Raw genomic sequence first — 12,326 nt, forward strand, 5'->3', positions numbered from 1 at the left:
CGGACGCTTCCTTTGTACTCACCCTCAGTAACACTTACTGGGGCTTTCCTCCGGGCTTTCGTTCTGTGTTCTTGCGTTTCCGACTCTATCAGAGTCAGTCCCGCTTGCTTTCCAGGTTCTTCGCTTTCGCGTTTTCCCTTTCCGGCGGTTCCAACCTTACCAGATCATTTCCGCGCCGTTTCTGGCTTGGATTTGAATTCGGTGGCCGATTGGAGGGCCTTTCCCTTTCGGGTGGATCAGACTTTATCAGGTCTCCCTGGGTCCTCATTCCCACCCTCTCGCAAGACCCGTCCGGGCACACGTGTGTGCCGGGGTGCCGTGCGAGGTGGAGACGCAAACGTACTGGAGCGGGGCCCCCGGATGCAAATCCGGTTGCCCCGCTCCAGTGACGTCGCTACGGCGAGGCTCAGACCTCGACGACGACCGGGAGGATCATCGGGCGGCGGCGGTAGCCGTCCGAGACCCACTTGCCCATCGTCCGGCGGATAAGCTGCTGGATCTGGTGCGGCTCCGCGACGCCGTCGGCGGCGGCGCGGGCGATGGCTTCCTTGATCTTCGGGATGACCGAGCCGAAGGCCGAGTCCTCGATGCCGGAGCCGCGGGCCTGGATGTTCGGGCCGGTGACCACCTTGCCCGTGGTGCTGTCCACCACGACGTACACCGAGATGATGCCCTCCTCGCCGAGGATCCGGCGGTCCTTCAGGTGGACCTCGGTGACGTCGCCGACCGAGAGGCCGTCCACGTACACGTAGCCGGCCTGGACCTTGCCGGAGATCCGGGCCTTGCCGTCGATCAGGTCGACGACCACGCCGTCCTCGGCGATGACGATGCGGTCCTTCGGGACGCCCGTCAGGGCACCGAGCTCGGCGTTGGCACGCAGGTGGCGCCATTCGCCGTGGACCGGCATCAGGTTCCGCGGCTTGCAGATGTTGTAGAAGTACAGCAGCTCGCCCGCGGAGGCGTGGCCGGAAACGTGCACCTTGGCGTTGCCCTTGTGCACGACGTTGGCGCCCCAGCGGGTCAGGCCGTTGATCACGCGGTAGACCGCGTTCTCGTTGCCCGGGATCAGGGACGACGCCAGGATCACGGTGTCGCCCGGGACGATCCGGATCTGGTGGTCCCGGTTCGCCATGCGGGACAGGGCCGCCATCGGCTCGCCCTGGGAGCCCGTGCAGACGAGGACGACCTCGTGGGCCGGCAGGTCGTCGAGGGTCTTGACGTCCACGACGAGGCCTGCGGGGACCCTCAGGTAGCCCAGGTCACGGGCGATGCCCATGTTGCGGACCATCGAGCGGCCGACGAAGGCGACCCTGCGGCCGTACTCGTGGGCGGCGTCGAGGATCTGCTGGATGCGGTGCACGTGGCTGGCGAAGCTGGCCACGATGATCCGGCTGTGGGCGTTGGCGAACACCGTGCGCAGGACGTTCGAGATCTCGCGCTCGGGCGGTACGAAGCCCGGGACCTCGGCGTTCGTCGAGTCGGAGAGGAGGAGGTCGATGCCCTCCTCGCTCAGACGCGCGAAGGCGTGCAGGTCGGTGAGGCGGTTGTCCAGCGGCAGCTGGTCCATCTTGAAGTCGCCGGTGGCCACGACCAGGCCGGCGGGGGTCCGGATGGCCACGGCCAGGGCGTCCGGGATGGAGTGGTTGACGGCGATGAACTCGCAGTCGAAGGGGCCGAGGTTCTCGCGCTCGCCTTCCTTCACCTCAAGGGTGTAGGGGCGAATACGGTGCTCCTGGAGCTTCGCCTCGATGAGGGCCAGCGTCAGCTTGGAGCCGATCAGCGGGATGTCCGGCTTCTCGCGGAGGAGGTACGGGACGGCGCCGATGTGGTCCTCGTGGCCGTGCGTGAGGACGATGCCCTCGATGTCGTCGAGCCGGTCCCTGATGGACGTGAAGTCCGGCAGGATCAGGTCGATGCCCGGCTGCTCCTCCTCGGGGAAGAGAACGCCGCAGTCGACGATCAGCAGGCGGCCGTCGAACTCGAAGACGGTCATGTTGCGGCCGATCTCGCCGAGACCACCCAGGGGGGTGACCCGGAGGCCGCCCTTGGGGAGCTTCGGCGGCGGGCCGAGTTCAGGATGCGGATGGCTCAAAAGTGTCTCCTCACCACGCACGCCACGTACCCCTAAGGCACGTGGCGCGCATGTCATTCGTGCACTTGCTTTTGTCTGTTCTGTTCTTATTTTCGTGCTTATTCGGTTGTGAAGTCTGTTGTCAGAGCTGTACCCCGCCTGCCGCAAGATCGATCTTGAGCTGCGCCGCCTCTTCGGCGGTCAGCTCGATCAGCGGGAGCCGGAGCGGGCCCGCGGGCAGGCCCTGAAGGTTCAGGGCGCCCTTGGTGGTGATCACGCCCTGCGTGCGGAACATGCCGGTGAAGACGGGGAGAAGCTTCTGGTGGATCTCGGTGGCCTTCTGGACGTCGCCGCCCAGGTGCGCCTCGAGCATCGCCCGGAGCTCGGGGGTGACCAGGTGGCCGACCACGGAGACGAAGCCGACCGCGCCGACCGAGAGGAGCGGCAGGTTCAGCATGTCGTCGCCGGAGTACCAGGCCAGGCCGCTCCGCGCGATGGCCCAGCTGGCGCGGCCGAGGTCGCCCTTGGCGTCCTTGTTGGCCACGATACGGGGATGCTCGGCCAGGCGTACCAGGGTTTCGGTGTTGATCGGGACACCACTGCGGCCGGGGATGTCGTAGAGCATGACCGGCAGCTCGGTGGCGTCGGCGATGGCCGTGAAGTGCCGGTAGAGGCCTTCCTGCGGCGGCTTGCTGTAGTACGGGGTCACCGCGAGCAGGCCGTGGGCGCCGGTGCGCTCCGCCTGGCGGGCGAGTTCGAGGGTGTGGCGGGTGTCGTTGGTGCCGATGCCGGCGACCACGTGGGCGCGGTCCCCGACCGCTTCGAGTACGGCTCGTACGAGGTCGTTTTTCTCCGCGTCGGTGGTGGTCGGCGACTCACCGGTGGTGCCGTTGATGATCAGGCCGTCGTTGCCTGCGTCCACCAAGTGGACGGCGAGCTGCTGCGCGCCGTCGAGGTCGAGTGCGCCATCCGCCGTAAACGGCGTGATCATGGCGGTGAGGACCCGCCCGAAGGGGGTCTGCGGAGTCGAGATCGGAGCCATGGGTAACACGCTACTCGCTGCCACGCTCGCAGTGTCCCCTCGGGGGGACGTCTGGGGGGGTACCTCCCAGCGGTAGCTGGGGGGAGAGTGTTGGATCCCGGCACTGCCTGCTCGGGGGTTCAAGCAGTGCCGGGTCCGTTTGATCAGCCTAGATGAACTTTACGAAACGCCGCAATACGGACACTTGGGACTTACTTCAGTACATGTGTACGCCGCAGGTGTATCGAGCCCTACGGGGCAACGCGGCCGTTGCCGTTGAAGGCGGCGTAGGTCAGCGGCATGAGCCGCGCCCAGTGCTGCTCCATCTTCTCGCCGACCATCTCGATCTCCCGCTGCGGGAAGGACGGCACCGCCGCGAGCTCGTGCTGCGTACGCAGGCCCAGGAAGTGCATCAGCGAGCGCGCGTTGCAGGTGGCGTACATCGAGGAGAAAAGGCCGACCGGCAGGACCGAACGGGCAACCTCGCGGGCCACGCCTGCCGCCAGCATCTCCTGGTAGGCCTCGTAGGCCTGACGGTACGAGTCCTCCATGACCCGGCCCGTCAGTTCCTGCTGCGCCGCGGTGCCCTCGACGAAGACGTACTTGCCCGGGCGGCCCTCCTGGACGAGCTTGCGCTCGGCGTCCGGGACGTAGAAGACCGGCTCGAGCTCCCTGTAGCGGCCGGATTCCTCGTTGTAGGACCAGCCGACACGGTGCCGCATGAACTCGCGGAACACGAAGATCGGGGCGCTGATGAAGAACGTCATCGAGTTGTGCTCGAAGGGGCTGCCGTGGCGGTCCCGCATCAGGTAGTTGATGAGTCCCTTGGAGCGCTCCGGGTCCTTCTGCAGCTCCTCCAGGGACTGCTCGCCCGCCGTGGAGACGCGGGCGGCCCACAGCACGTCGGAGTCGGCGGCGGAGTGCTTCACCAGCTCCACCGTGACATCACTGCGGAAGCTGGGTTTCAGGGCTGAAGCGGCGGTCTCGCTCACCGGGGTCCTTCCAAACGTGCTTGAGATGGCGCGCCCACTCTACGACGCCGTGCCCGGGCCGCCTCGCAAGCGCAAGCGGCCGCTCTGTCACCCGGACAGCTGACACTCCGCCATAAATTTGGTTAATGTCCCGAAATCCGGCACCGATGGGGCAGTTCATACGTCCTTACCCATGCAACCCATGGCCCCGATCGTGAGGAGAGTCGCCCCCATGTTCCGCCGGCGCGAACCCGTCCCGTTTGCCTTCGTCGCCGAGGCCGACCGCTTCCGCAGCAATGTCACTCCGCCGCCGCGCGAGAGTCTGGGCAAGACCCAGATCGCCGCCCGTAGTCTGGTCGGGCTGACCGTGGCCACCGGGCTGGTCGGATCACTGCTCTTCGGTATGCCCGCACTTCAGCCCAGCCACGCGCCGCAGAAGTCCGAGGCGGCCGTGGCGCGGTAGCCTCACGGGCACAGCCCAACCGAACGTGCATGTGAGTGAGGTCCAGCCGTGCCCCTGCCCTTCCTGACGGCCGACGGCGTATTCGAAGCGCATGAAGACGATGCCCTCGCACACGTCGACCACGACCACTGGCGGCGGCCCTACCGGCCGGGCCCCTGGCGAGTGGCCGGTGCCGCGCTGCTGCTCCTGCTGGCCGCCTTCATGCTGCTCTCCACGATGATCGTCGCGTTCGCGGGCGCCTGGGCCGGGGCCGGCTTCTGCCTGGCCGCCGCGCTCGCCGTGATCGGGTCGGCGGTGCGCCTGCTGCTCGTCGGCGTCTGGGTGAGCCGGACGGGGCTGCGCCGGGTGGCGTTCTTCGGGACGCGCTCGATCGCCTGGAGCGAGATCGACCAGGTTCGCACGGTGCAGCAGCCGGTGCGCTGGCTCGGGCTGCCGAGGACCGTGCAGGGCCAGGCGCTGACGGTCGCCGGGCGCGACGGCGCGGAGCTGCCGGTGCTGCTGACCGACCACAACGCCGATTTCCTGTCGCGGACCGAGGCGTTCGACCGGGCCGCCGGCGCGGTCGAGGCCTGGGCCGACGAGTACCGGGCCGTGCCCGCCTGACAAACGTGCCCGCCTGACAGACGTATCGAGCACGGGAAGCCCGTACGGGGATCAGACCTGTACGGGCTTTCCGTCGTGCAGGGCGATCGCCCGCTGCATGGCCTTGCGGGCCCGCGGAGTGTCGCGGGCGTCGTGGTAGGCGACGGCGAGGCGGAACCAGCTGCGCCAGTCCCCCGGGGCGTCCTCGGTCTCGGCCTTGCGGCGCGCGAAGACCTCGTCGGCGGAGTCCCGCAGGATCCGTCCGTACTGGTCCCGTTCCAGCTCGTCCACGGGCAGTGCGCCCTCGGCCTCCAGCTCGGTCGCCAGCTGGTTGGCCCTGTTGACGAACTGGGTGTTCTTCCAGAGGAACCAGACGCCGATGACCGGCAGGATCAGCACGGCCACCCCGAAGGTGACGGTGAGCCAGGTGCCGTGCCGGATCAGCATCAGGCCCCGGCTGCCGACCAGGACGAAGTAGACCACCAGGACGGCGGCCGTGAGGAAGTACGTGATCTTCGCGCGCATGGGTACTACTGCCTGCTCATCAGCCGAGGTCGAGGAAGTGTTCCAGGCCGAAGGTGAGGCCCGGGGTCCGCACCACGCGGCGCGCGCCGAGCAGGATGCCCGGCATGAAGCTGCTGTGGTGCAGGGAGTCGTGACGGATGGTCAGGGTCTCGCCCTCGCCGCCGAGCAGTACCTCCTGGTGGGCCAGCAGGCCGCGCAGGCGGATGGCGTGCACCGGGACGCCGTCGACATTGGCGCCGCGGGCGCCGTCGAGGGCGGTGACGGTGGCGTCGGGCTGCGGGGCGCAGCCGGCCTCGGCGCGGGCGGCCGCGATGAGCTGCGCCGTACGGGTCGCCGTGCCGGAGGGGGCGTCGACCTTGTGGGGGTGGTGCAGCTCGACGACCTCGACGGAGTCGAAGTAGCGGGCGGCCTGGGCGGCGAACTTCATGGTGAGGACGGCGCCGATGGAGAAGTTCGGGGCGATGAGCACACCGGTTTCCGGGGAGCCGGCGAGCCAGGTGTTCAGCTGCGCGAGGCGGTCCTCGGTCCAGCCGGTGGTGCCGACCACTGCGTGGATGCCGTGGCGGATGAGGAAGTCCAGGTTCCCCATCACCGAGGCGGGGGTGGTCAGCTCGATCGCGACCTGGGCGCCGGCCTCGGCCAGCGTCTCCAGCTTGTCACCGCGGCCGAGGGCCGCCACCAGCTCCATGTCTTCGGCGGCCTCGATGGCCTTGACCGCCTCGGAGCCGATGCGGCCCTGGGCTCCGAGGACCGCCACGCGCAGCTTGCTCATGTTTACGTCCTTAAATGCGTACAGACTTGACGGCGTACGGGATCAGGCGACCACTTCGTCGAGGCGGGCGGCCTGCTTCTCCTTCAGCGGGCCGATCACCGCGAGCGACGGCCGGTGTGCCAGTACATCCTGGGCGACCGCGCGGACGTCGTCCGGGGTCACGGCGGCGATTCGGGCCAGCATGTCGTCGACCGACATCTGGTCGCCCCAGCACAGCTCGCTCTTGCCGATGCGGTTCATGATCGCGCCGGTGTCTTCGAGGCCGAGGACGGTGGAGCCGGAGAGCTGGCCGACGGCCCGCCTGATCTCCTCGTCGGTGAGCCCGTCGGAGGCGACCTTGTCGAGCTCGTCGCGGCAGATCCGGAGCACGTCGTGGACCTGGCTGGGGCGGCAGCCGGCGTAGACGCCGAAGAGGCCGGTGTCGGCGAAGCCCGAGGTGTACGAGTACACGCTGTAGGCCAGGCCGCGCTTCTCCCGGACCTCCTGGAACAGGCGGGAGGACATGCCGCCGCCGAGGGCGGTGTTCAGTACGCCGAGCGCCCAGCGGCGCTCGTCGGTACGGGCCAGGCCGGGCATGCCGAGGACCACGTGGGCCTGCTCGGTCTTGCGGTTGACCAGGTCGACCTTGCCGGCGGTGCGCAGGCGCTTGGTGCCGGTGCGCGGGCCGATCGGCTCGGCGTCGGTGCGCCCGAGGGCTCCGGCCTTCTCGAAGGCGGCGCGGACCTGGCGTACGACCTTGTTGTGGTCGACGTTGCCCGCGGCGGCCACGACGAGGTGGGTCGGGTCGTAGTGCTTCTTGTAGAAGCGGCGGATCCGGTCGGCGCCGAGGGCGTTGATCGTGTCGACGGTGCCGAGGACGGGACGGCCCAGGGGGCTGTCACCGAACATGGTCTGCGCGAACAGGTCGTGCACGCAGTCGCCCGGGTCGTCCTCGGTCATCGCGATCTCTTCGAGGATGACGCCGCGCTCGGCGTCGACGTCCTCCTGGCGGATCAGCGAGCCGGTGAGCATGTCGCAGACCACGTCGATGGCCAGCGGCAGGTCGGTGTCGAGCACGCGCGCGTAGTAGCAGGTGTACTCCTTCGCCGTGAAGGCGTTCATCTCGCCGCCGACCGCGTCGATGGCGGAGGAGATGTCGAGGGCACTGCGCTTGTCGGTGCCCTTGAAGAGGAGGTGCTCCAGGTAGTGCGTGGCGCCGTTCAGCGTGGGCGTCTCGTCGCGGGAGCCCACGTTCGCCCAGATGCCGAAGGTGGCGGAGCGGACGGAGGGCAGCGTCTCGGTGACGACGCGCAGTCCGCCGGGGAGGACCGTGCGCCGGACGGTGCCGATGCCGTTCTGCCCCTTGAGGAGGGTTTGGGTACGGGCGACGGCCCGCCCCTCCGAAGAGGGGCGGGCCGTCACACGGGAACTACGCGACGTCACTTGTCGGAGTCGTCCTTGTCAGCGTCGGCGTCGGCCGTCTCGCCCTCGATCACGGGGATCAGGGAGAGCTTGCCGCGGGAGTCGATCTCGCCGATCTCGACCTGCACCTTGGTGCCGACCGCGAGCACGTCCTCGACGTTCTCCACGCGCTTGCCACCGGCGAGCTTGCGGATCTGCGAGATGTGCAGCAGGCCGTCCTTGCCGGGCATGAGGGAGACGAAGGCACCGAAGGTGGTGGTCTTGACGACCGTACCCAGGTAGCGCTCGCCGACCTCCGGCATGGTCGGGTTGGCGATCTGGTTGATCGTGGTGCGGGCGGCCTCGGCGGCCGGGCCGTCGGAGGCACCGATGTAGATGGTGCCGTCGTCCTCGATCGTGATCTCGGCGCCGGTGTCCTCCTGGATCTGGTTGATCATCTTGCCCTTGGGGCCGATGACCTCACCGATCTTGTCCACCGGGATCTTGACGGTGATGATCCGCGGGGCGAACGGGGACATGGCGTCCGGCGTGTCGATCGCTTCCATCATCACGTCGAGGATGTGGAGGCGGGCGTCGCGGGCCTGCTTGAGGGCCGCGGCCAGGACGGAGGCCGGGATGCCGTCGAGCTTGGTGTCCAGCTGGAGCGCGGTGACGAACTCCTTGGTGCCGGCGACCTTGAAGTCCATGTCGCCGAAGGCGTCCTCCGCACCGAGGATGTCGGTGAGGGCGACGTAGTGGGTCTTGCCGTCGATCTCCTGGGAGATCAGGCCCATGGCGATACCGGCGACGGGGGCCTTGAGGGGCACACCGGCGTTCAGCAGCGACATGGTGGAGGCGCAGACCGAGCCCATCGACGTCGAACCGTTGGAGCCGAGGGCCTCGGACACCTGGCGGATCGCGTAGGGGAACTCCTCGCGGGTCGGGAGGACCGGCACGATCGCGCGCTCGGCGAGCGCGCCGTGGCCGATCTCGCGGCGCTTCGGCGAACCGACGCGGCCGGTCTCGCCGACGGAGTACGGCGGGAAGTTGTAGTTGTGCATGTAGCGCTTGCGGGTCACCGGGGAGAGGGTGTCCAGCTGCTGCTCCATACGGAGCATGTTCAGGGTGGTGACGCCCAGGATCTGGGTCTCGCCACGCTCGAACAGCGCCGAGCCGTGCACGCGCGGGATGGCCTCGACCTCGGCGGCGAGGGTACGGATGTCCGTGATCCCGCGGCCGTCGATGCGGACCTTGTCCTTGATGACGCGCTCGCGCACCAGGGCCTTGGTCAGGCTGCGGTAGGCGGCGGAGATCTCCTTCTCGCGGCCTTCGAAGGCCGGGAGGAGCTTCTCGGCGGCGATCTCCTTGACGCGGTCCAGCTCGGCCTCGCGGTCCTGCTTGCCCGCGATGGTCAGCGCCTGGGTGAGGTCGCCCTTGACGGCGGCCGCGAGGGCCTCGTACACGTCGTCCTGGTAGTCCAGGAAGACCGGGAACTCGCCCTCGGGCTTGGCGGCCTTGGCGGCCAGGTCGGCCTGGGCCTTGCAGAGGGCCTTGATGAACGGCTTCGAGGCGTCAAGACCCGCGGCGACGATCTCCTCGGTCGGCGCCTCGGCGCCGTCCTTGACGAGGGCGATGGTCTTCTCGGTGGCCTCGGCCTCGACCATCATGATCGCGACGTCGCCGTCCTCCAGGACGCGGCCCGCGACGACCATGTCGAAGACGGCGTCCTCGAGCTCGGTGTGCGTCGGGAAGGCGACCCACTGGCCGCGGATCAGCGCGACGCGGACGCCGCCGATCGGGCCGGAGAAGGGCAGACCGGCCAGCTGGGTGGACGCGGACGCGGCGTTGATCGCGACGACGTCGTACAGGTGGTCGGGGTTGAGCGCCATGATCGTGGCGACGACCTGGATCTCGTTGCGCAGGCCCTTCTTGAACGACGGGCGCAGCGGGCGGTCGATCAGGCGGCAGGTGAGGACCGCGTCCTCGGAGGGCCGGCCCTCGCGGCGGAAGAAGGAGCCGGGGATCTTGCCGGCCGCGTACTGCCGCTCCTCGACATCCACCGTCAGGGGGAAGAAGTCGAGCTGGTCCTTGGGCTTCTTCGACGCGGTGGTGGCGGACAGCACCATCGTGTCGTCGTCCAGGTAGGCAACGGCGGAGCCGGCGGCCTGGCGGGCCAGGCGGCCCGTCTCGAAGCGGATGGTGCGGGTACCGAAGGAACCGTTGTCAATGACGGCCTCGGCGTAGTGGGTCTCGTTCTCCACTAGCGTTTTCTCCATTTTCGTCGTCTCCGTCCGCCACCCGTGTGGTGATGGACGGTTTTGGAGAAGCGCTCCTGGCGTGCGGGCCGGTCTTCGATCGAAGCACCCGGTTCGTGGCCCGTGCGGGGCCTTCCGGATGCCACTACCGAGGACCGGCGGCGTGGGAGGGCGCTCCTCCTCTTCAGTTGTGCGCTGTACTCAGACTACAAAGCGTCCGGTACGTCGCGCACGTACAGCAAAGGGAGCGGCCCCCTCAGTGTGGGAACCGCTCCCTTCACAGCGTCTTTACTTGGCGCCGGCCGCACCGCGGCGGATGCCGAGGCGCTCGACCAGCGTACGGAAGCGCTGGATGTCCTTCTTGGCCAGGTACTGCAGCAGGCGGCGACGCTGGCCGACCAGGATCAGCAGACCACGACGGGAGTGGTGGTCGTGCTTGTGGGTCTTGAGGTGCTCGGTCAGGTCCGAGATGCGGCGGGACAGCATCGCGACCTGGACCTCGGGGGAGCCGGTGTCGCCCTCCTTGGCACCAAACTCTGCGATGAGCTGCTTCTTCGTTGCGGCGTCGAGCGGCACGCGTACTCCTCGTAATAGGTCTTCGTAGCCACCGAGTGCCCCAGGTCGAATTCTCTGGGGATCTTCCGTAACTCGGGAGGCGGGGTCCGCTGAGCGCAGCCTCCAGAGGATCTCCGGGGGCGCGTACACAAACGGCCGTCACACAGCGTACCAGGCTGCCGCTCCGCCCCCGTCTCAGCTGGTGAGAGCGCGGGCCCTGGAGTAGACGTCGAGCACGGCCAGCGCCAGCGGGACCAGGCTGAGCAGTACCGCGGCCTCGGTGAGGTCGAGGAGCCTTCCCCAGAAGGGTGACAGGCCCTTGCGGGGGATGACAAGCGCAATACCGGTGAGGAGGGCCGCGCCGGCGGCGACCGCGGCCGACAGCCAGATGGTACGGAGGTCCAGGCCGCCGCGGTCGTGGTAGCGCATGAGCTCGAAGACCAGATCGGCCGGCGGGTGCAGGGCCAGGCCCAGGATCAGCAGGGAAATCGCGGCGAGGCCCGCGACCAGGGTGCACACCACCTGCGAGGTGTAGCGGAAGAGCCGGGCGCGCAGCAGCATGGCCAGGCCGGTGGTGAGGGCGAGCAGCCGGCCCCACGTGTTGTCGGAGAAGCCGAGGACGGCGGCGGAGCCGACGGCGACCGCGGCGCAGCCGCCCACCAGGCCGAGCAGCATCTCGTGGCCGCGGCGGGCCTGGGCGGCGATCAGCTCGGCGTCGAGGGGGGCGGCCGGGTCGTGCTGCTCGGAGCCGGAGGACGCCTCGCCGTACGGCTCGGTCTCGTAGCGGTCCGGGGTCTCGTAGTCCTCGGTGGAGCTGCGCGGGGCGGCGTAGCCGATGGGGAGCCGGGCGAAGCGGGCCGAGAGACCGGGGAGGAAGGCGACGAGTCCGATCGCGACGGGGGCGCAGACGGCGGCGGTGGCGGTCGCTGAGGCCTCGGTGGCGATGGCGGTGAAGGTGGCGAGGGTGCCGGTGGCCGCGAGGAAGGTGGCGGCGACGAAGGGGGCGTCGCCGCTGGGGGTGAGGGCGACCAGGGCGACGGAGGCGACCAGGACGCAGACGCAGCCGAGCAGGAACTGGAGCCGGCCGGGTCCGTGGCCGGCGGCCGGGGCGATGATTCCGGAGCCGGCGATGAGCAGGTGCGGCAGGGCGCCGAGGCCGAGGGCGACGGCGGACCCGCGGTCGCGGTAGACCCGGGCGCGGACGCCGGCGGCGGCGGTGAGGAGCACCCCGGCGGCCCCGGCGATGATGCCGGGCAGGCCGTGCATGTCGTGGCGGACCGGGTCGGCGTACCAGAGGACGAAGCCCAGCAGGACGAGCAGGACGGCGGCGCCGGCCAGGCCCGCGCCGCGCAGCATGTCGTCGCTCCAGCGGTGCCGGTCGCGGACGACGGCGGAGGCGACGGCGTCGGAGACGTCGTCGAACACGGCCGGCGGCAGGGACTCGGCGAAGGGGCGCAGGCTGAGCACCTCGCCGTCGAGGACCTGCTGGGCGGCGAGGCTGCGGGCGCCGTCGAGGACGGTGCCGGAGCGGCGGACCAGGTGGAAGCCGGTGGGGGCGCCCACGGGCATGGTCTGGCCGGTGAGGCGCAGCAGCTCGGGATAGACGTCGGCGACGGCGATGTCCTCGGGGAGGGCGACGTCGATCCGGCTGTCGGGGGCCACGACGGTGACCCTGCAGAAGCCCGTCGTTGCGGCCGTACTCACCTGTGTGACCCCCTGGTTGGCGACTGA

Annotated in this window: 11 protein-coding genes; 2 read left to right on the plus strand and 9 right to left on the minus strand. The window is 69.2% G+C overall.

Annotated features, from left to right (window positions below):
- Positions 1-406 precede the first annotated feature (406 nt).
- The 3 genes from J7I97_RS31150 to thyX form a co-directional block, all read right to left on the minus strand.
- A complete protein-coding gene (locus J7I97_RS31150; protein ID WP_214941638.1) occupies positions 407-2,092 on the minus strand; it encodes a ribonuclease J in 1,686 nt (561 codons plus the stop codon).
- Positions 2,093-2,213: 121 nt separating this feature from the next.
- Positions 2,214-3,113 carry a 4-hydroxy-tetrahydrodipicolinate synthase gene (gene dapA, locus J7I97_RS31155; RefSeq protein WP_214941641.1) on the minus strand — a complete coding sequence of 300 codons (900 nt, stop codon included), beginning with the start codon at positions 3,111-3,113 and terminating at the stop codon, positions 2,214-2,216.
- A gap of 230 nt (positions 3,114-3,343) precedes the next feature.
- Positions 3,344-4,084 (minus strand): FAD-dependent thymidylate synthase, encoded by a 741-nt coding sequence (gene thyX, locus J7I97_RS31160; protein WP_214941644.1) that lies wholly within the window; start codon positions 4,082-4,084, stop codon positions 3,344-3,346.
- 211 nt (positions 4,085-4,295) lie between these two features.
- On the opposite strand from thyX, the gene J7I97_RS31165 reads away from it, so the two are divergent.
- On the plus strand, positions 4,296-4,526 hold the full coding sequence (locus tag J7I97_RS31165) for a hypothetical protein (protein WP_214941649.1): 231 nt from the start codon (positions 4,296-4,298) through the stop codon (positions 4,524-4,526).
- Between the two features lie 48 nt (positions 4,527-4,574).
- Positions 4,575-5,129 (plus strand): PH domain-containing protein, encoded by a 555-nt coding sequence (locus J7I97_RS31170; protein WP_214941652.1) that lies wholly within the window; start codon positions 4,575-4,577, stop codon positions 5,127-5,129.
- A gap of 51 nt (positions 5,130-5,180) precedes the next feature.
- Here J7I97_RS31170 and J7I97_RS31175 read toward each other — a convergent pair whose 3' ends face one another.
- The 6 genes from J7I97_RS31175 to eccD all read right to left on the minus strand — a co-directional run bounded on the left by J7I97_RS31175 (position 5,181) and on the right by eccD (position 12,299).
- Positions 5,181-5,633 carry a hypothetical protein gene (locus J7I97_RS31175; protein ID WP_214941655.1) on the minus strand — a complete coding sequence of 151 codons (453 nt, stop codon included), beginning with the start codon at positions 5,631-5,633 and terminating at the stop codon, positions 5,181-5,183.
- A 19-nt stretch (positions 5,634-5,652) separates the two neighbouring features.
- On the minus strand, positions 5,653-6,405 hold the full coding sequence (dapB, locus tag J7I97_RS31180; protein ID WP_214941658.1) for a 4-hydroxy-tetrahydrodipicolinate reductase: 753 nt from the start codon (positions 6,403-6,405) through the stop codon (positions 5,653-5,655).
- A 42-nt stretch (positions 6,406-6,447) separates the two neighbouring features.
- Positions 6,448-7,827 carry a pitrilysin family protein gene (locus tag J7I97_RS31185; protein ID WP_214941661.1) on the minus strand — a complete coding sequence of 460 codons (1,380 nt, stop codon included), beginning with the start codon at positions 7,825-7,827 and terminating at the stop codon, positions 6,448-6,450.
- On the minus strand, positions 7,824-10,046 hold the full coding sequence (locus tag J7I97_RS31190) for a polyribonucleotide nucleotidyltransferase (protein ID WP_214941749.1): 2,223 nt from the start codon (positions 10,044-10,046) through the stop codon (positions 7,824-7,826). Before J7I97_RS31190 ends, J7I97_RS31185 begins: the two co-directional genes overlap by 4 nt.
- Positions 10,047-10,328: 282 nt before the next feature.
- Positions 10,329-10,616: a 30S ribosomal protein S15 gene (rpsO, locus tag J7I97_RS31195; RefSeq protein ID WP_008737721.1), complete on the minus strand. Its 288-nt coding sequence runs from the start codon at positions 10,614-10,616 to the stop codon at positions 10,329-10,331.
- 174 nt (positions 10,617-10,790) lie between these two features.
- Positions 10,791-12,299: a type VII secretion integral membrane protein EccD gene (gene eccD, locus J7I97_RS31200; protein WP_214941664.1), complete on the minus strand. Its 1,509-nt coding sequence runs from the start codon at positions 12,297-12,299 to the stop codon at positions 10,791-10,793.
- Positions 12,300-12,326 lie beyond the last annotated feature (27 nt).

Origin of the sequence: Streptomyces sp. ISL-87, assembly GCF_018614095.1 — a bacterium.
GTDB lineage: Bacteria > Actinomycetota > Actinomycetes > Streptomycetales > Streptomycetaceae > Streptomyces.